The organism is Nocardioides bigeumensis (genome assembly GCF_039531755.1).
In the GTDB taxonomy this organism is placed as follows: domain Bacteria; phylum Actinomycetota; class Actinomycetes; order Propionibacteriales; family Nocardioidaceae; genus Nocardioides; species Nocardioides bigeumensis.
The window spans coordinates 193,555-212,650 of the sequence record NZ_BAAAQQ010000002.1; the positions used below are offsets into that span (position 1 = coordinate 193,555).

Here is a 19,096-nt window from a genome sequence, read left to right on the forward strand (position 1 = left end):
TCCAGTGGATGGTCCGGTGGATGGTCCGGTGGTCGACCCGGTCACCGGCGTCGACCGGCCCCCTGCCGGACGCCGGCCCTGGTGGCTCGCCGCCGCTCCCGCTTGGCGTCGCTGGCCACGCGCCGGGTTCCCTCCCACCACTGCGGCAACAGCTCGTCCTGGCCACGGGGCATGCCCCACCGGGCCACGGTCAGGTCCTTCTCCCAGGCGGCGACCGAGCGCGCCCGCGACTGGGACTCGAAGTGGTAGAGCTCGACGTTGCACAGCCAGACGATGCGGCGACCGGAGCGGCGGATCTTGCACGAGAGGTCGACGTCGTTGAAGTTCAAGGGCAGTGCCTCGCAGAAGCCGCCGATCTCCATGAAGACCTCGCGGCTGATCGCCGCGCAGGCCGCCGTCACGCCCGAGGCCTCCCGGTTGAGGGCGAGGGCGCCGAAGGGCCCGAGGGCTCCGCGTGGCTCCATGATGAAGGGGTGCTTGTAGTTCTTGCGGGCATAGGCGTGGCCGGCGTGCTGGATGGTCCCGTTGGCGAAGTAGAGCGCCGCGCCGGTCATCCCGACGCCAGGTTCGAAGAGCGGCGCGACCAGCTGCTCGAGCCAGCCGTGGCTCAGCGCCTCCAGGTCGTCGTTGAGCAGCACGAGGTGGCTGCCACGGGAGTGCAGGACCCCGAGGTTCATCTTGCGGCTGTAGTTGAAGGGCTCGGTGAAGCGCACCAGGGTCAGGTCGTCGCCCGCGACGTCGCGCAGTGCGTCGAGCACGTGGGGTGGGGTCGAGGTGTCGTAGACGACGACGACCTCGACGTGCTCCTGGTCGGTCGCCGCCAGCAGTGACCGGACCGCGTCGACGACGAACACGCGCCGGCGACCCCACACCATGCCCTCGGTGCCGCGGGTCGGGATGATCAGGCTCACCGACACGTCCGGGTCGAGATGACGGCTGACGTGGTAGATGCCGGGAACCGGACCGTGCGTCACCTCCGCCCGGATGCCGATCCGGTCGAGATGATCCTGCACGGCGTTGCGGCCGGCGATGGTGGCGTACGGCTTGGCGTTGCTGTCGCCCGCGGCCGAGCCCGGCACCACGCGCCAGTGGTAGAGCACCTCCGGGATGTGCACGACCCGTCGCGCGACCTCTCCGACCCGCAGGATCAGGTCGTGGTCCTGGGAGCCGTCGTACCCCTCCCGGAAACCGCCGATCGCGCGGACCACCGAGGTGCGGATCACCGAGAGGTGGCCGGTGTACATCTGGCCGCGCAGCCGCTCCGGCGACCACGACGGCTTGCGGAAGAGGTCGTAGTGACGACCCGTGTCGTCGACCTTGTCCTCGTCGGAGTAGAGGTAGTCGACGTCGTCGTGCTCGCGGATCAGCTGGGCGTTGCGCTTCAGGGCGTCGGGGGTGAGGAGGTCGTCGTGGTCGAGGAGCACGATGAACTCGCCCACGGCCGCCTCGATGCCGTCGTTGGAGGCCGCCACGATGTGACCGTTGGTCTCGCGCTCGACGACCTTGATGCGCGGCTCCTCGGCAGCCCGTCGACGCAGCAGCTCGAGAACCTCTGGGTCGGTCGAGCGGTCGTCGACGAGGATGAGCTCCCAGCGCCGGAAGGTCTGCTCGACCACGGAGGTGATCGCGGCGTCCAGCGCGTCGAGCGGGGGGTTGAAGACCGGCGTGACGACCGAGAACAGCGGCGGCTTCGCGCCGGTGGCCCGACCGCTCATCGACCGCGCCTGAAGGGCCGCGTCAACAGCCTGCCCGCGCGCCAGGTCCGCGACGCCAGCAGCGCCTCCGCGCGCCGCTCGCTCTCCTCTGCCCGGCGACGCTGGACGCGGATGCGGCGCTGGAGCTCGGCCGCCTTCTCACGTTGCTGGTTGAGGCGCTCCTTGAAGACGACGAGCAGTCGCGCGGCCTCCTCGGCCTTGGCCTCGAGACCGATGATGTGGTCGCGGGTCGTCAACACCTCGTGCTCGGCGGTGACCTGGGCGTCCTTCAGCTGCTGGGCCTCCTGCTCGAGGGTGGCCAGCCGCTCTCGGAGTCGGCGCACCTCCGCCGTGTCGGCACCGTCGACGTGCAGCCGGGCGATCTCCCTGTGGGACTCGAGGAGCGCGTTGCGCTTCTCCATCACCTCGACGTGCAACGTGGCGTACTGGGACTCGTAGCGGTGGACCAGGTCGCGCGCGGTGGGCTGGGCGTCGGGCGGGGCCTTCTGCACCAGGACCGCCCACGGGGCCAGGAACTCGAGGTTGGCGTCGGTCCTCCGGAAGAAGCCGCGCTCGGCGAACGAGGTCACCCACTCCGCCGTCGGCCGCACGTTGATGTGGGTGGGGTCCTCGAAGTGCCCGGGTGTGGACGTGAAGAGGATCAGGTCCGTGGCAGCGCACATCCGGTCGATGGCGAGCTGCGCGTCGGAGGGCAAGAGGTGCTCGAGCACCTCGACGCAGGTGATCAGGTCGTAGCGGCCGTCGATCGGCTCGGTCGCGGACCCCACGCGCAGCCGGTCGCGGACATCGGCGTGGGCCTTGGCGACGGCATGCTCGGACACGTCGACGCCTCTCGCGTCCACGCCCACGGAGACGAGTGCCTGCACCAGGAGACCCTTCGCGCAACCGACGTCGAGCGAGGTCTGCGCGTTCGTCAGTGCCTTGATCCGGCCGGCGGCGCTGAGGAAGAACTCACGCCAGTGGTCGGTGTCCCAGTCGTAGTCCTCGTGGCCGCGGTAGGTGGCGTAGTAGTCGTCGGCGTAGTCGGCGGACGAGGTGCCCGTGGTCGGGGAGCTCTCCGACAACCTCATCACCCTCTCGCCCTCGTCCACAGGATCCACGGCCACGCGACCCGCGGAAACGCTACCCCACTCCCGCTCGCCGACAGCACGCGGTCACGGCGTCTCCGAGCCGCTGCGCGACGGCGTTCCAGCCGTAGTGCTCGTAGGCCGACGCGGCGGCTGCGGCCGTGCGTGCGGCGTACTCCTGGGGGTCGCGGGCCAGAGCGACGGCCTCGGCGAGCGCGTCGTCCCACTCGTGCGCGCGCACGGCTCGACCGGTGCGTCCGTCGTCGATGGCGGCCGCGAAGGCCGGGGTCGAGCTGGCGACGGTCCACGTGCCCACGGCAGCGGCCTCGAAGTACTTCAGCTCGGACTTGCAGACGGTGAAGGCGTGGTGCTGCAGCGGGGCGATGTTGACCTCCACCTCTGCGATGGACCGCTGCAGGCTCAGGTAGTCCATGAACGGCACCACGTCGATCCGCGAGGACAGCTCGGTGAGGTCGCCGACGACGTCGATGCTCCCGACCACCCGGAGGCGGACGTCGGGGTCGCTCCTCAACAGGCGTCCCAGTGCGGGCGCGGCCACCGCGAAGTCGTGCGCGTGGGTGGGGGAGCCGCTGAAGTACCCGATGGTGATCGGTCCGGTCCGTGCGGCTGAGCCGTCCTGCTTGGCGCCGAGGAGCTCACGCGAGTAGGAGTCCTGCCGACGATCGAGGAAGTTGGGCACGACCTCGACGACTCCGTCGGGGAAGTACGTCGCCAGCCGCTCCTGCAGCGGCGGGACCGTGGTAAGAGCCGCGCGGCACCGGCTTGCGGTGGCCTGGAGCTGACCGGTCAGGGCGTACCAGGTCTGCCACCTCGCGAAGCGCTCGACGTCCTCACCGATCGCCTCCATGACGACGGGCACCATGCCGGGGTCGAAGACCAGGTCGTCCACGTCGAAGATCAGGGGAACCCCTGCGGCGTCGGCGCGCGCCATGAAGCGGCTGAGCGCGGGACCGTAGGGGTAGCGGACGACCACGACGGCGTCGAGGTGGCCGACCAGGTGGTGGAGCCCGTCGAGCTCGGCGTCGCCGAACCACGAGGCGCTGACGTCGCTGTCCTCGTCGGAGTTGAGTGCCGCCACCATGTTGGCCACCCGGTAGCGGAAGGTGCTCGTGTCGGGGGATCGATAGATCCACGCCACCCGGCGCTGCTTGCGGAAGAGCTGGCCGATCCGGTCTGCGAGGGACTGCCCCCACACCGGCGGTGCCGCGGACGGGGGAGCGGGCAGGTCAGCGAACATGCCGACCCGAGCCCAGACGGTCCTCCAGCCTGTCGTGCAGGAAGGCGACCGCCTCCCTCGTCGCCGTCGTCCAGTCGCGCTCGAGCTGGTCGTCCTCGACGTGCCGGCGTCGCAGGTCGTCGTCGAGCCCCAACGTCGCCAGCCGGCCCAACCCCTCGACCATCGACTCGATCGCCGGGTCGCACGCGAGGAGGTTCGCCGAGGCGCTCAGGAGGCTCGGGAGGAGGGCCGCGGTCGTGGTGAGCACGGCCGCTCCGGACGCCGCCTCGCTCACCGACTCGCGGGGGGCGGGGTCGCCTGCGGTCGGGACGAAGACCGCGTCGACGTGCGGACGCTCGGTGAGCCACTCCGTCCGGGTCAGGACGCGAGGGCGGACGTCGCGCGCGAGCACGAGGCCCGGCTCGGCGCCGGCCCATATGACGTCCCACACCTGCGGGTCCACGACGTTGCGCTCGATCGCCTGGCACAGCGCCTCGCCACCACGCCAGTAGAGGCTGCGGGGGTCGTCCGCCTCGGCGAGGACGAGGAGCGTCCGCCGCCCGTCGTCGGCCGGCGACGCGGCCCTGCGCACGTCGGGGAAGGCCGGCTCGAACGAGACCGCCTCGTCACGCAGCTGCGGGAAGTCGGCGCAGAGGCGATCCAGGAGGGCCTGGCCTGCGACGGCCACGGGTGACCCGTGCGGCACCGCCAGCGTCTCCGCGCACATGAGGCGCTCGTCGCCATCGAGGTACGCCGCCCGCTCGTCGTCCAGCAGCACGCGGACGATCTCGTCGGCCCCGAGCGCGCTGGCCATCGCTGACTGCGTCTCCCGCCAGCCCGAGACCAGGACGACGTCACGATCGCCCATCAGCAAGGGATGGGCGCTGCCCGACGGGAGGTGGCTCAGCTCGACGTCGCCGAGCAGCACAGCCCCGTGTCGCCGGGCGACGTGGAGCAGGAGCGCGGCGTCGGGAGCCGCGTCCCGGCCCACCAGGCGCAGGCTGGCGCCCAGGCTGTTCGCCAGCAGGGTGCCCAGGACCAGGAGAGCGTCGAGCGACTCGCCCGCACCCGCGTGGGGGAGCACGAGGCTCACTCGCGGCCCCACTCCGGGCACCCGGACGACGGGCCACGAGGCGATCCCGGCCCACTTGGCGGCGTACTGAGCGCGGAAGCTGCCGCGGCGAGGCGCGCCCCGCAGGCTGTCCAGCCCGCCTGCTCGCCCGTACCTGAGGTAGTGGGCGAGGGGGTTGATGCCCGACTCCTCCACGCCGGGGTTCAGCCGCAGGTAGTCGCTCGTGGAGAAGCCCTCGCTGGGGTCGAGCCCTCGGCCGGCTCCCTCGCGGACGTAGTGGTCCACGGCATCGGCGTCCTCAGGGATCGCCGCGTCGTTCGCCTCGCGGTAGTAGGTCTCGTCGAACAGGCCGGACCCGCGGATGAGCCGGGAGTCGTCACCCATCGGGTCGGGCAGCCGGCCTTCTTCCCGGCCCGACCGCAAGTAGTGCACGAGCGGGTTCCAGGCGGAGAACCTCACGTCGCGGTAGCGGGCGAGGTAACCGGCGCTCGAGAAGTGCGGTGAGGGGTCCCTGCCCTCGCGCGCGCCGCGCGTCAGGTAGTGCCGCGCCAGGTCCGTCCCGGTGGCGACGACGTCGGGGTTCTGCTCCCGGTAGTAGTCCTCGTCGAACAGCCCCGACGACACGATCAGCTCCAGGTCACCGGCCTGGTGACGCGACAGCTTGCGGTTCTTCATGAGGAGCGTCTCCGAGCTACGTGGGTGGGGGCGTCGTCAAGGTGGGGTTCCCAGGGGCGCAGCCGATCCTACGAGATGAGGTGATCGTCTTAGCCCTCGACGGGGTCCAGTCGGTCGGCCATCCACTCCTGCAGGCGACCGATCCCCTCGGCCAGCGAGACGCGCGGTGCCCAGCCGAGCTCCCTGAGCGCGGGGCTCACGTCGCAGGCTGCGTGCCGCACGTCGCCGTCCCGAAACTCGCCCGTGACGTGCGGAGCGGGCGCGGAGTGGAACGAGGCGATGACCGTGGCCAGGTCGCGGATCGTCGTGCGCTCGCCGCTGCCGATGTCGAGGGCGCGGCGGCCATCCGCGGGCGGGTCGGCGATCGCGGCCGCCAGGGCGTCGGCCACGTCGTCGATGTGCACGAAGTCCCGCGTGATCTCGCCGTCCTCGTAGAGCGGGATCGACGTCCCCTTGCGCGCGAGCCGGGAGAAGAGGGTGACGATGCCGGTGTAGGGGTTGGTCAGCGACTGGCCGGCGCCGTAGACGTTCTGGAGCCGCAGCACCGAGAGGTCGACGTCGTGCGACCCGGTCCAGGCGGCGAGGACGTGCTCCTGCGCGAGCTTGGTGGCGCCGTAGACGTTGCCCGGGTTGGGCGTCGTGCTGAGCACCGAGCTGGCGAGGTGCCGGGCGCCGGGGAAGTCCCACTGCGCGGCCGCCAGCTGCGCGTGGGTGCGACCCGCGGGCTGGTACGTCGTCCCGTCGGCGCGCTGCCACGTGCCCTCGCCGTAGACGGCCCGGCTGCTCGTGAGCACGACGTGCTGGGGAAGGTGAGCCACCCTTGTGAGGCCGTCGAGCAGCTGGGTGGTGCCGACCACGTTGACCAGGGCGTGTCGCGAGCTCTCGCTCAGCGACTGGGCCGTGCCGGTCTCGGCAGCAAGGTGGACGACCACGTCGGGACGCACGTCGTCGAGGACGGTGTCCCACGTGTGGGGGTCGGTCACGTCGGCGACGACGAGCTCCGCTGCCTCCGTCAGTGCGTCCGGGCGGGCCCGCGACGCATGCACCTGCGGGTGCAGGTCGTCGACGACCACCCAACGGTCGGCTGCCGCGGCGAGCCGTTCGGCCAGTGCGCACCCGATGAAGCCGGCGCCGCCCGTGACCAGCACGGTCCGCCCGGTCGCAGCGCCGGACGAGGACGGGGACATGCGGGAGGACCTCCAACGGAACGGGCTCGTCTGGACCCCGTGAGCGCCGCCCTAGACTAGTCCATCGCCAACGACCGACCGGGGAGGGAATGTGCCGGCCCAGCCGTGCCGGGCCTGCACCGGGCCCACGTCGCCGTTCGCGACCGCGCGGGTGCTGGGACACGTGGAGGCGACCTACCACCGCTGCGGCGAGTGCGGGATGGTCATGGCGATCGACCCGACCTGGCTGCCCGAGGCCTACAGCGACGCCATCGCGGCCCTCGACGTCGGCCTCCTGGACCGCTGCCAGATCCTGAGCAACGTGACCGCGACGCTCCTGCGCGCCGAACGCCTCCGGGGCGGGACCTTCCTCGACTGGGCAGGGGGCTACGGCACCTTGACGCGGATGATGCGCGACCGCGGCTACGACTTCCACCACACCGACCCGATGGCCGCCAACGTCTTCGCGGCCGGCCACGAGGCACCCGACCTCGCCGGCCGGCGCTACGACCTCGTCACCGCCTTCGAGGTGCTCGAGCACCTCGTCGACCCGGCCGCCGACCTCGCCGAGGTCGCCGGTGCCACCGACCGGTTGCTCGCGACCACGCACCTGGTGCCCCAGCCCGCGCCCGGACCCGAGGACTGGTGGTACTACACGCTCGAGTCGGGCCAGCACATCACCTTCTACACCCGCGCTTCGCTGCAGCGGCTGGCCGAACGGCTCGGTTTCGACGGCGTGGTCACCGGGTCCTTCGTGCACCTCTTCCACCGAGGCCGCGTCGCGCCCGCGACCAGGGCGGTGCTGCGCAGTGCCGGGGCCGCCTACGCCACCGGCCTGCTGACCACGCTCGCCGACCGCCGCCACTCCCTCCTCGAGGCCGACGTCGCTGCGGTCAAGAGGCAGGCGACCGTCGGCCGGGACTGACGGCGCGGCGCACCGGCTTGTGCCGCAACGACGGCCGCTCTACGAGGAACCACGACGCGAAGGCCAGCACCAGCACGATCGGCGTCGCCAGGGCGATCAGCTCCCACGGCTGCAGCGACTCGACCTCCTGCACCAGCACCTGCTGCACGGGGAACGCCCAGATGTAGACGCCGTACGACGCGTCGCCGAGGCGGGTGACGAACCTCCCGACCGGAGGCAGGGCGTAGGCGAACCAGTAGGACAAGTAGACCGCGGCCAGCGTCCAGACCACCACGCGCACCGAGGTGGGCCCGAGCCCCGCCGCCAGGCACACCGGCAGCAGGAGCAGGGCGATCGGCCAGGCGAGCACGATGCGGTCGGCGAAGGAGTACGCCGCTGCCCCGACCGCGAAGGCGGCGATGACGTACGTCGAACCGACGGCGTCCGACGTGAGGGGCACCCAGACCGCGGCCCAGCAGAGCCCGGCGACCGCGATCGACGTGATGACCGCTCGCCGGGCCAGCAGGCCGGAGACGCCGAGGAGGAACAGCAGCAAGTAGGCGAACACCTCGACCGGCAGGCTCCAGAGCGGACCGTTGACGGCGCCGGAGTAGAGGTTGTCCTCGAAGACCCCGGGCAGCCCAGCACCGAAGGGGAACAGGAGGGTGACCCGGATCGGGTAGATCCACGTCTCGAGGGAGGAGAAGTAGTCGCCGAGGGGCTGGGTGGTCATGACCGGGCCGATCACGAAGGCCGTCAGCACCGACACCGTCGCGAGCGCGGGCAGCAGGCGCAGGCCGCGCTTGGCCCAGAAGTCGCGTGGCGTGGGGTCCAGCTCCCAGCTGCGGCGGATGAGCAGTCCGCTGACCGCGAAGAAGACCAGCACCCCGACGTTGCCGAGCGTGGTCCCGAGCTGGTGGAGCGGCTCGGGACGCCCGAGCAGCGCGAAGCTGTGGGAGACCAGGACCGACCACGCCGCGAGGAGCCGGAGGAGATCGAAGTTGTTGTCCCGGCTGCCGAGTCGATCGGCGAGCCGCACCATGGCCCGCAGGCTACCAACGGCCCGGTGCGTGGAGCCTGCGTAGGATCGCCGGTCATGGCGCCGGACCCCAGGAGTGGCCCTGGCGCAGCGGCGCCGGCCACGACGGGACGAGAGCACGGCCTCGTGGTGGGCGCGGCCGTCGCCTACGGGATCTGCGGCTATCTCGTGCTGGTCATCGCCGCCCGCACGCTCTCCACGGCGGACAACTCGCACTTCCTGATCTTCTGGGGCGCCCTGTTCACCTGCTTCGGCACCTTGAACGGCATCGCCTCGGAGGCCACGCGCGCGGTCCGCGCCGGGGGGAGCGGGACAGCCGACGGATCCGCGGCCCCTGGGGCGTCCGTGGTGCGGGTCGCGCTGCTGCTGGGAGCGGCGCTCGCCGCTGCGGTAGCGCTGACGGCGCCGGCGTGGTCGCGTGCCGTGTTCGGTGACGAGGACGCGTTCCCGTGGTCGGCGCTCCTCGTGACGGGCCTGCTGCTCTTCACCGTCCACGCCGGCGTGGTGGGGATCGCTGCGGGGCGCGGCCGGTGGGCGACGTACTCACTGCTGCTGGGTGCCGAGCCGCTCGTGCGTCTCGCGCTGGTCGTCGCCGTGTCGTTGACGGCGCGCCACACGTGGGGCTTCGCCGCCGCGGCTGCGCTGGCGGCGGGGTTCTGGCTGGTCCTGGCCGTCGTCGGTCGACCGGAGCTCGGCTGGCGCACCCGGGCAGCCGGGTTGGATGCGCGCGGGCTCGCCGGCCGGATGGCGAGCGCCTGCGCGGCGGCGGCCGCTTCGGCGGTCCTGCTGGTCGGGTTCCCGGTGCTCGTCCGCATCAGCAGCAGCGACGCCGAGGTGGCGACGGCCGCGCCGCTGGTCCTGGCGGTGTCGTTGTGCCGGGCGCCTCTGCTGGTGCCCCTCGGCATCTATCAGAACGTCGTTATCACCCACGTGATCGTCCGCGGGCTCGGGGCGTTGAAGGTCCCGGCCGGTCTCGTCGGCGCCGGCACGGTCGTCGGGTTCGCCGGTGCCTGGCTGATCGGGCCGTGGTGCCTGCGACTGGTCAACCCCGAGTACGACGTCAGCGGGGCGACCCTCGCGCTGCTGGTGCTGTCGGCGGGGCTGGTCTGCTTGCTGTCCCTCACCGGCGCGGCCTGCCTGGCGCTCGACCACCACCACGTCTCCGTCGCGGGCTGGCTCGTCGCGACGCTGGCCATCTTGTCGGTGCTCCTCGGGCCCGGCGACCTCACCTCACGGACCGTGGTGGCCCTGCTCGCCGGGCCGCCGCTAGGGGTGGCGGTGCACCTGGCCGGGCTCCGCCTCGCCGGCCGTTCCGTCGTTAGAGTGTCCGACCGTCCGACTTCCCCCTGAGCGATTGGTGTCCATGAGCCGGCGTCCTCGCCTCCTGGTCGACCTGCTGTCCTACACGGGGACCAAGGGCGGCATGGAAACCTACACCCAGCAGCTCTATCGCACGTTCGGCGAGATGGACACCGGCCTGGAGATCGTGGGGCTGGCCAGCAAGGAGGGCGGGCGGCGCGATCTGTCGTGGTTCCCCGGCGAGGTGATCAGGTCCCGGATCAGCGGGGAGAACCGCTTCGTCTGGGCCGCCGGCGAGCTGCTGGCCACCGGCTGGGTGGCCGGGAGGCGTGGGGCCGATCTCCTCCACTCACCCGCCACTCTGGGACCGTGGCGGACGCAGATGCCGGCGGTGCTGACCATCCACGACACCCTCTACTGGTCGCACCCGGAGCTGATGTCGACCCCGCTCTACACCGGTCCGGTCAAGTGGATGGAGACCAGGGCGGCCCGCAACGCAGCCCACGTCATCACCGACAGCGAGGCCGCAGCCGTCGACATCCGGAAATACCTCCACGTCCCCGACGACCGTCTGCACGTCGTGCCGCTGGCGGCCACGCCCGTGCCGGCGCGTGCGTCCGACGGCAGGCCCACGGGCGAGGTGCTCCTGCTCGCCAGCGGGCAGCGCCGCCCGCACAAGAACTGGGAAGGCCTCATCGAGGCCATCGCTCTGCTGCCCGCGCCCGAGCGCCCCCGACTGGTCATCACCGGCGGGCGCGGCGACGACCCGTTGCGCGCGGTGGTCGAGCGGCTCGGGGTCGCGGACACCGTCGAGCTGCGCGGCTGGGTCGACGAGGACGAGCTGGCGGCGCTCTACCGCGCCGCGACCGCCATGGTCCTGCCGTCGTTCGTCGAGGGGTTCGGGCTCCCGGTGCTCGAGGCCCTGCAGGCCGGCGTACCCGTGCTCTGCTCCGACATCGCCGCCCATCGCGAGATCGCGGGCGAGGCGGCCGTCTGGTTCGATCCTCACGACGTCGCCTCGATCGCGGCCGCCGTCCGCGTCGCGGTGACGGACCCGGGCCGGATGGCGCGGCTGCGGGTCGAGGGCCGGGAGCGGGCGCGGCTGTTCTCGTGGCAGCGGGTCGCGGACTCGACGCTCGAGGTCTTCCGGACCGCGCTGGCGGGCGGGTCGTGAGCTCGCCGCTCAGCTGCGAGTCGAGATGGCGTGCTCGAGGACGGACCGCACGGCGGACGCGTCACGGGAGCCGATCGCGGCAGGGAGCAGGGTCAGCCCGTGCAGCCGTGAGGTCCAGCGCAGCCGGGCGGCGCGCCGTGCCCTGGTCCAGCCCAGCTCGTCCATCTGCCGCGCGGCGACGCCGTAGTAACGGCGCTCGTCGCGCAGGCGGCGTCCGTTGAGCAGGCTGGTGGCGGAGGCGCTCTGGGTGTGCCGGCGGTAGAGGAAGACGACGGTGGGCTCGAGGACCAGCTGGGCGCCACCGGCCACGAGGTCGATGATCAGTGCGAGGTCCTGGACGATGGGCAGGTTCTCGCGGAAGGCGGGCTTGCGCACCGCGTCCGTGCGGAAGACCAGCGACGGCCAGTAGAGCCAGTCACCGTGGAGCAGGCTGGTCGCCAGCTGCTCGCCGCCGAACACGGTGGGCTCGTCGATGCGCGGTCGGAGCGCCCGCTTGACGCGGTCGGCCAGTGACTCGGTGGGGCGCCCGTCGTCGTCGATGGTGCGCACGCCCGGCTGGATGATCGCTGCGTCGGGAAACCGCTCGTGCGCCGAGCGCACGGTCGCGACGTAGTCGGGGAGCAGGACGTCGTCGCAGCCGAGGAACATCATCAACGGCCCGGTCGCCAGCTCACGGCACTTGTCGTAGTTGCCCGTGATCCCGAGGTTGTGGTCGTTGCGGACGTAGCGGATGCGCGGGTCGGTCTCGGCGGCGAAGTGGGCGGCCACCGAGTCGTCGGGGTAGTCGTCGTCGACGACGGTGACCACCCAGTTGTCGTCGGTCTGGGTGCGGACGCTCTCGACGGTCGCGTAGAGGAGGGCGGGATCGCCCCAGTAGGGGATGAAGATGTCGAGCGGGGCCGAGACGGCACTGGTCACGGCGTGCCGTCGCCCTTTCTGTCGTGGTCGAGGTCGCCGCGGCCGTCGGCATCGCCGTCGCCCTCGTCGTGGTACGCCGCCGGGTCGCGACCGCCCTGCAGGTTCTCCAGGGTGAGTCGGAGGAGCGCGACCTCCTCTGCGAGGGTCCGGCTCTGCTCCTCCAGACGCCCGAGCTCGTAGCTGTGCTGCAGCGTGAGGATCAGCAGGACCAGGGAGGCCACGAAGAAGAGGAGGTTGGTCGGCACCACCAGGCCGAGCGCGTCGCTGGCGCCGATCAGGAGCGCCGGGAACATCGCGGTCAGCAAGGCGGCGATCGCGATGAGGAACCAGATGACGGCGTACTTCTCCCGCAGGCGATGGCGCCGCATCATCTCGAAGAGCGTGAGCAGGATGATGGCCGACCCGACGATGCCCAGGACGTTGACCGCGCTCATCGGGACACCGCTTCCTGGTCGCCGTCCAGGACCGACTGCTGCGTGGCACCCTCGGCGAAGCTGGTGGGCCAGCGGCGCACGAGCGCCATGCTCAGGGCCACGACGGCCCGCAGGAGGTAGATCGCGGCGCGCACGGGGGACGAGGACGCGCGCCCGGCGGCGCGCGGGCGCATGTCGACGGGCACCTGCGTCACGGTGCAGCCCATCCGGGTGGCGATGACGAGGGACTCGACGGTGTCGCCGAGGTACTCCGCTGGGTAGTGCGCCGCGAAGACGCCCATGGCGCGCAGGTTGCATGCCCTGTTGCCCGACGTGACGTCGGTCAGCCTGGTGCGGGCCAGCCTGCTGAGGACCTTGGCGAGCAGGACCATCGCCCAGCGCCGCGGACCGCGCACCTGGTAGGGGTCGCCGTCCCGGGCGAAGCGCGCGCCGATGACGACGTCGGCCTCGCTGAGCTTGTCGAGCAGGACGGGGATGAACGCCGGGTCGTGCTGGCCGTCGGCGTCGACCTGCACGGCAGCGTCGTAGCCGTTGCGCAGGCCGTAGCGGTAGCCGGCCCTCATGGCCCCGCCGACGCCGAGGTTGAAGGGCAGCCGGCACACGGCGGCGCCGGCCTGCTCGGCGCGCTCGGCGGTCGCGTCGGCCGAACCGTCGTCGATGACGAGGACGTCGAGGCCGGGGTTGGTCGCACGGATCTCGGCGACCGTGGCGCCGACCGAGTCCTGCTCGTTCCAGGCCGGGACGATGATCAGCACGCGCGAGGAGGCGGCCGGTCGGGACATGCCGGACAGATTAGTCGTAGGCGATCGGGGGTCAGCCGGAGGAGCCGACGGTGTAGACGCGCTGCCGCTTGCCCACCCAGACGAACTCGCTGCTCTGCGTGAGGCAGGGCGCATCGAGCTTCGTGTGCGTGATCAGCGTCTCCACCTTCAGCACCTCGGGGATCGAGCAGGGATCGACACTGATCAGGACGGTGTCCGGCGTGGGGTTGCTCAGGACGGGCTCGGCTCCGGCCGCCCCGTCGAAGCTCATCCGCAGATAGCTGGCCCCGCGGTTCCAGACGAGCTCCTCGCTGCGGTCGGGATCGAGCTCGACCCAGAGGTCCTCGCGCGGCCCGGCGATCTGCCAGCCGGTCATCGACGGGACACCGTTGGCGACCAGCAGTGCCGAGACCAAGGGGTCGTCGCTGGCGACGTACGACGCGTCGGAGCGGGCGTCGGCGCCGATCTGCCGCACCGCCCCGGCCGCTTGGCTGTCACGCAGGTCGCCGAGGCCCAGGATGACGGGGTTGACCTGGGCGCCGGACCAGAGCAGCACCCCGCAGAGCGGCACGATGGCCAGCCAGCTGTTCGGGAAGACCGTCACCACCCAGATCGCGACGACCACCGCGAGCGAGGAGACCCACACCTCGGTGAGGCTCATCGTGAGCAGCGTCCCCCGCAGGCTGGTGACGCCGTACGCCGTCGCGAGCCCGCACGCGAGCGCCACGACCAGTGCCGACCACGGCCCGACCTTCCGCGTCCGTCCGAGGACGATCACGAGCAGCAGCGTCGCGGCGAAGCCGACCGTCTGCGCCGCGCGGGGCGGGGTGACCAGGTTGAGGAGCGGCAGTGCCGCGCCGAACGAGCCCCACGCCGTGGTGCACCAGGCGACCCAGACCGCGATCGACACTCCGAGGGCAGCGAAAGCCGCGCGCTGCGCGCGGGTCGCGTCGCTGGGCCTGAGCACCAGCAGGAGGGCCCACAGAGCGCAGACCAGGAAGGCCGAGCTGTTCTCGCTCTGGTTGCCGATCGCTGGTCGCTCGCCGCCGGTCAGGTGGTGGAAGCCCGGAGCGCCGAGCAGGTGGAACGGGGCGAGCAGGTCGCCTGTCGCCCGTCGCTGGCCGGGGTAGAGCGTGTCGAGGGTGGCGCGCACGGCCTCGGCGTTCTCCCAGAAGACCAGCGCCAGCAGTGCACCGCCGCAGGCGGCGCCGACGCCGAGGACCAGCAGCCCGGCGCGACGCTGCGGACCGAACAGGATCCAGGCCGCGACGGCGAGCACGAGCGGAACGCCGATCGTCAGGCTCCACGGCACGTAGTAGCCGCCGAGCCGCGCCAGCGCGATGCCGCCCAGAGCCGCGAGCACCAGCGCCGCCGCCCGCGACCTGACAGCCGTGGCCGCCGCCCAGCGTTCGGTCGCCACGACCAGCAGGAAGCAGCCGAGAGACGCGTAGGACAGCACGCGCGGCGGGGTGAAGGACCACCACAGGCTGGCGGGCGCCAGGACGACCAAGGCGTAGCCGAGCCACGACAGCGGCCGGCTCGCGCCCAGGCGCTGGAGCAGCGGCGGCAAGGTGAGCGCGAGGACCAGGAACGGGAGCGCGCGGGAGGCGGCGAACAGCATCGCGTCGGGGAGCCACGGACCCAGCCGCAGGAGGTCCCCGTCGTAGAAGAAGAGAGTCTCGAACGGCTGCCCGGAGGCGACCTGGAGGACGAGGTCAGGTGACTCCGCGAGCGGCGCGGACGACGTGTGTCCGAGCGAGAGGACGTTCAGCTCGGCCGCGGTGCCGGTGAGGAACTCGTCCGAGCGGATGTCTCGAGGGGTGCCCCACATCGTCCCCAGCGGGCTCTGCGGGTCCTGCCTGAGGACGCGGATGCCGAGCGAGGAGGTGGTCGCCCCGGACAGCACGACGCCGGCGTACGCAAGGACGGGGACGAGGACCTCGGCCAGCCGAGCCTTGGAACGAGGAGCGGCGCGAGACCTGAGCCGCGCGAAGCGACGGCCGCTCGGGTCGGTCTCGCTGATGGGTCCTCCTCGGTCCGGTCGCGGACAGGTTAGTCCGTCTCCCGGCTAGGGCTGGGCCGTGGGCTGCTGCCTCCGCCAGCGCATGGTCGCGGCCACCGCGACGGCGAAACCGACCATCGGACCGATCGTCAGAGCCACCGGGATGCGCATGGAGAGTCCTACGACCGGCGCGAACGCGAGCAGGGCCGTGACCGTCAGGGTCGGCGCCAGAGCCAGGGTGGCCAGGCGGTGCCGGTCACCGGACACGGCCAACGCGATGAGGACCTGGACGCCGCCCAGCGCCGCGGCCCCGGTGGTGAGGAGCGCGATCTGCAGGTGCCCGATGACGTAGCTCGAGCCGAGGAGGCTGGACAGGAGCCACGGCCCGGCGACGTACGACGCCACGCCGGACAGCGGGACCACGGCGGACAGGAAGAGCAGGATCGTCCTGTAGTCGCCGCCGGCGTACAACGAGCGCCTGCGCACGAAGACCGGGACCAGCAGCCCCTGGAGCAGCATCAGCGCGATCAAGGGGAACCGGGAGATGACGATCGCGTTCTGCAACCTCCCCACGAAGTCCCGCGACGCGCCGACCATGGCCAGCTCGACGAGCACCGGGGCGCCGGTCAGCAGCGCCGCCGCCATCGCGTTGCCCGCCATCAGCGTGGTCGTCCGCCTCAGCATCGCCCGGACCGACTCGGCGCCCCTCGTCCACGTCGCGTGCCGCAGCAGGACAGGGACCCCGATGAGCGCACTGCAGAACGCGGCCGCGGCCATTCCGGGCACGAGGTCGACCGCGACCCACAAGGCGACGAGGACGACGAGCAGGCGGACCAGTGCCTCGGCGGCGGTCATCGCCGAGAGCGCGGTCAGCCTCATGGATCCCGCCAGGTACCCCCGGGCCGCGAACATGGTGGGGAAAGCCGCTGCGCTGGCGATGACCAGGAGCGCCACCCACACCGAACCCATGTGGAACACGTCGAAGAGCGCCACGACCACGAGCGTCATGCCGCCCGCCGCACAGGCGGCGACGATGGCGGTGACGGCGAGCTGCGTGCCGTCGAGGGGGCCGGGTGCCAGCGAGCGGACCCGGGCGACCTCGGGCTCCAGGGCCGCGACGATGGAGGCGCACCCGAAGACGAGGCCCCAGATCGAGATGAACGAGGCGTTCTCCGCCGGTGACATCGCCCGGGCGGCCAGGAACAGGATGGCCACCCCTGCGAGCGTGGCGACGGCGGCTGCGCCCGCGTTGAGCGCGCCGCCCTGGGTCAATCGCCTGACGGAGATCTCCTCACGATCGACCGACGGCATGGCGTGGAGGCTACCGGGATGAACGGGGACGTCCCCGGGCTGCGGCACGATGCCACCGTGCGACACATCACCGACGACGAGCGACGCGCCAGGCTGGCGATCCGGCACGCCCTCGCTCCGTGGGGCCGGGTCGCCGACCCCGTGGCGGCGACGCGGGCGATGACGGTGCTGCACGCGACCGAGCCGCCGACGGTCCACCTGTCGGTCGCGGCCAGGGTCGACGGCGTGACGGTCGAGGACGTCGAGCGCGCACTCTACGTGGAGCGGTCCCTGGTGAAGCAGCTCGCCATGCGGCGCACGCTCTTCGTCTTCCCTCGAGACCTGCTGCCGGCCGCGTGGGGGGCGCCCGGCGATCGAGTCGCGGCACAGGAGCACCGCAAGATCGCGAAGGACGTGGAGGCCGCGGGCGTGGCGGCAGAGGGGGCGGCGTGGCTCGCCGACGTGCGCGGCCAGCTCCTCCAGGCGCTGCGGGCAGCACCGGAGGGGCTGCCGGCCAGGGAGGTGCGTGCGGCCGTGCCGGCTCTCGACCGCAAGGTGGAGGTCCGGCCCGGCAGCAAGTGGGGCGGTGCGACCCAGGTGGCACCCCGGGTCCTGGCCTGGCTCGGCGCGGCGGGCGACGTCGTCCGGGGCCGCAACGCCGGTCACTGGCGGCTGTCCCGGCCGTCGTACACCCGCATGGACACCTGGCTCGGCGAGGTCCCGCCGGCACTGCCTGAGCCGGACGGCTACGCGGAGCTCGTGCGCCGTTGGCTGTGGACGTTCGGGCCGGGCACCGAGGCCGACCTGGTCTGGTGGCTCGGCGCGACCAAGGCGGCGGTGCGCCGCGCCCTCGCGGACCTGCAGGCGGTCCAGGTGTCGCTCGACGGGGGAGCGGTCGGCTGGGTGCTGCCCGGCGACGACGAGCCGCTCGACCCGGCGGACGAGCCGTGGGCGGCGCTGCTGCCGGTCCTCGACCCGACCACGATGGGGTGGCGCGACCGGGACTGGTACCTCGACCCCCTGCACACGCCATACCTCTTCGACAGCAACGGCAACGGCGGGACCACCGCCTGGTGGAACGGCCGCATCGTCGGCTGCTGGGTGCAGGACGAGGCGGGCCGGGTGCGGGTCGTGCCCCGTCAAGAGCTGCCTCGGGACGCGACCCGGGCGCTGGAGGCGGAGGCCGATCGACTCACCGCATGGCTCGACGGCGTGGTGATCTCCAGCGTCTACAGCTCTCTGCAGATGAAGTCAGCGCGCCTGCCCTGAACTAACCTCCATTCGTGCGTGCCCAGCCCGAGCAGCAGGCGCCGCCGGTGCAGCGGCTACGGATCCGCTACGCCAAGCGCGGCCGGCTGCGGTTCACCTCCCACCGTGACTTCTCGCGCGCCTTCGAGCGGGCGGTCGCCCGAGCCGGGCTGCCGATGGCGTACTCCTCGGGCTTCCACCCGCATCCGCGCATCTCCTACGCCGGCGCCGCCCCGACCGGGGCGGCCAGCGAGGCGGAGTACGTCGAGATCGGCCTCGCCCAGGTCGTGGACCCCGGCGACGTGGCCGCAGCCCTGGCCCAGGCGCTGCCCGACGGTCTCGACGTGCTCACCGTCATCGAGTCCCCGGGCGGCTCGCTGGCCGACCGGCTGACTGCCAGCCGATGGGTGATCCAGGTCCCGGGAGCGGGGGCCGACGCCGAGGAGCTCGAGGCGCGGGTCACGGCGTTCCTGGCCGCGGAGACGATGACGGTCGAGCGGATGACCAAGAAGGGACTGCGCAGCTTCGACAGTCGCGCCGCGGTGATCTCGCTGGTCGTGCGCGAGGAGGGCGGGCGCGCCGTCCTGGACCTGGTGCTTCGGCACACGGTGCCCGCAGTCCGGCCCGACGACGTGCTCGCCGGACTTGCCGCGGTCGCGGGTGAGCAGCCGGTGCAGCCCGCTCTCGTCACGCGGCTCGCGCAGGGCCCACTTGACGAAGCGACCGGCCTGGTGGGCGACCCGTTCGTCCCAGCGGATGGCGGCGTCGCGTAGGTCGGAGGCCGCCGGTGTGCGATACTCGCCGTGGTCGACGTGCTCGACGCCATCGCAGGGATCTTGAGGATCCACGCGGAGCCGCCGCAGCACAACGACACGACGACGTTCTCGCCGGTCTCGCCGCTCCAGCACCATCGCGGTCGTGGCCGGCACATCGAGTGCGGATCGTCGTACCGGACCGCGACGCGGCCCGACTCGAACCGGTGACAGCGGTGGCGGAGTCTGGCCCGGCGACCGCGGCGGGGACGACGCGATGCACACGTTGACGCACACGCGGAGGGTGTCGCCGCCCGACAAGGCTTTGCGTCACCGGCCGACC

The 19,096-nt window shown here is 72.2% G+C and carries 17 protein-coding genes; 6 read left to right on the forward strand and 11 right to left on the reverse strand.

The window, feature by feature from the left end; all coding sequences use genetic code 11:
• Positions 1-41 precede the first annotated feature (41 nt).
• From ABD295_RS02165 to ABD295_RS02185, 5 genes are all read right to left on the reverse strand, one after another.
• On the reverse strand, positions 42-1,715 hold the full coding sequence (locus ABD295_RS02165; RefSeq protein WP_344301954.1) for a glycosyltransferase family 2 protein: 1,674 nt from the start codon (positions 1,713-1,715) through the stop codon (positions 42-44).
• On the reverse strand, positions 1,712-2,779 hold the full coding sequence (locus ABD295_RS02170) for a class I SAM-dependent methyltransferase (RefSeq protein WP_344301956.1): 1,068 nt from the start codon (positions 2,777-2,779) through the stop codon (positions 1,712-1,714). The genes ABD295_RS02165 and ABD295_RS02170 overlap by 4 nt, the downstream gene beginning before the upstream one ends.
• 58 nt (positions 2,780-2,837) lie before the next feature.
• Positions 2,838-4,040, reverse strand: coding sequence for a glycosyltransferase (locus ABD295_RS02175; protein ID WP_344301957.1), 1,203 nt, complete (start codon positions 4,038-4,040; stop codon positions 2,838-2,840).
• Positions 4,030-5,766 carry a hypothetical protein gene (locus ABD295_RS02180; RefSeq protein ID WP_344301958.1) on the reverse strand — a complete coding sequence of 579 codons (1,737 nt, stop codon included), beginning with the start codon at positions 5,764-5,766 and terminating at the stop codon, positions 4,030-4,032. The genes ABD295_RS02175 and ABD295_RS02180 overlap by 11 nt, the downstream gene beginning before the upstream one ends.
• A gap of 89 nt (positions 5,767-5,855) precedes the next feature.
• Positions 5,856-6,953 (reverse strand): NAD-dependent epimerase/dehydratase family protein, encoded by a 1,098-nt coding sequence (locus ABD295_RS02185; protein WP_344301959.1) that lies wholly within the window; start codon positions 6,951-6,953, stop codon positions 5,856-5,858.
• A gap of 91 nt (positions 6,954-7,044) precedes the next feature.
• Between ABD295_RS02185 and ABD295_RS02190 the strand changes: the two genes are divergently transcribed.
• Complete coding sequence (locus ABD295_RS02190; protein WP_344301960.1) at positions 7,045-7,857, forward strand: class I SAM-dependent methyltransferase; 813 nt, start codon at positions 7,045-7,047, stop codon at positions 7,855-7,857.
• Here ABD295_RS02190 and ABD295_RS02195 read toward each other — a convergent pair.
• Entirely contained in the window at positions 7,826-8,878 is a 1,053-nt protein-coding gene (locus tag ABD295_RS02195) for an acyltransferase family protein (RefSeq protein ID WP_344301961.1), read from the reverse strand. The two genes, ABD295_RS02190 and ABD295_RS02195, sit on opposite strands and share 32 nt — an antisense overlap.
• 54 nt (positions 8,879-8,932) lie before the next feature.
• On the opposite strand from ABD295_RS02195, the gene ABD295_RS02200 reads away from it, so the two are divergent.
• Both ABD295_RS02200 and ABD295_RS02205 read left to right on the forward strand, forming a co-directional pair.
• Positions 8,933-10,225, forward strand: coding sequence for a hypothetical protein (locus tag ABD295_RS02200; RefSeq protein ID WP_344301962.1), 1,293 nt, complete (start codon positions 8,933-8,935; stop codon positions 10,223-10,225).
• Between the two features lie 13 nt (positions 10,226-10,238).
• Positions 10,239-11,348 (forward strand): glycosyltransferase family 4 protein, encoded by a 1,110-nt coding sequence (locus ABD295_RS02205; RefSeq protein ID WP_344301963.1) that lies wholly within the window; start codon positions 10,239-10,241, stop codon positions 11,346-11,348.
• Between the two features lie 9 nt (positions 11,349-11,357).
• Here the strand turns inward: ABD295_RS02205 and ABD295_RS02210 are convergent, their stop codons facing one another.
• From ABD295_RS02210 to ABD295_RS02230, 5 genes are all read right to left on the reverse strand, one after another.
• Positions 11,358-12,266 carry a glycosyltransferase family 2 protein gene (locus ABD295_RS02210; protein WP_344301964.1) on the reverse strand — a complete coding sequence of 303 codons (909 nt, stop codon included), beginning with the start codon at positions 12,264-12,266 and terminating at the stop codon, positions 11,358-11,360.
• The gene (locus ABD295_RS02215) at positions 12,263-12,700 is read right to left on the reverse strand and encodes a DUF2304 domain-containing protein (RefSeq protein ID WP_344301965.1); all 438 of its coding nucleotides are present in this window, start codon (positions 12,698-12,700) and stop codon (positions 12,263-12,265) included. The genes ABD295_RS02210 and ABD295_RS02215 overlap by 4 nt, the downstream gene beginning before the upstream one ends.
• Positions 12,697-13,482 (reverse strand): glycosyltransferase family 2 protein, encoded by a 786-nt coding sequence (locus ABD295_RS02220; protein WP_344301966.1) that lies wholly within the window; start codon positions 13,480-13,482, stop codon positions 12,697-12,699. The genes ABD295_RS02215 and ABD295_RS02220 overlap by 4 nt, the downstream gene beginning before the upstream one ends.
• Before the next feature lie 31 nt (positions 13,483-13,513).
• Entirely contained in the window at positions 13,514-15,367 is a 1,854-nt protein-coding gene (locus tag ABD295_RS02225) for a DUF7657 domain-containing protein (RefSeq protein ID WP_344301967.1), read from the reverse strand.
• A 162-nt stretch (positions 15,368-15,529) separates the two neighbouring features.
• Positions 15,530-16,774, reverse strand: a complete 1,245-nt coding sequence (locus ABD295_RS02230) for a hypothetical protein (protein WP_344301968.1) — start codon at positions 16,772-16,774, stop codon at positions 15,530-15,532.
• 18 nt (positions 16,775-16,792) lie between these two features.
• On the opposite strand from ABD295_RS02230, the gene ABD295_RS02235 reads away from it, so the two are divergent.
• The 3 genes from ABD295_RS02235 to ABD295_RS02245 are packed head-to-tail and all read left to right on the forward strand — an operon-like array spanning position 16,793 to position 18,984.
• Positions 16,793-18,022, forward strand: a complete 1,230-nt coding sequence (locus ABD295_RS02235) for a winged helix DNA-binding domain-containing protein (RefSeq protein ID WP_344301969.1) — start codon at positions 16,793-16,795, stop codon at positions 18,020-18,022.
• A gap of 14 nt (positions 18,023-18,036) precedes the next feature.
• On the forward strand, positions 18,037-18,774 hold the full coding sequence (locus tag ABD295_RS02240) for a TIGR03936 family radical SAM-associated protein (protein WP_344301970.1): 738 nt from the start codon (positions 18,037-18,039) through the stop codon (positions 18,772-18,774).
• Between the two features lie 30 nt (positions 18,775-18,804).
• Positions 18,805-18,984: a hypothetical protein gene (locus ABD295_RS02245; RefSeq protein WP_344301971.1), complete on the forward strand. Its 180-nt coding sequence runs from the start codon at positions 18,805-18,807 to the stop codon at positions 18,982-18,984.
• Positions 18,985-19,096: the final 112 nt, after the last annotated feature.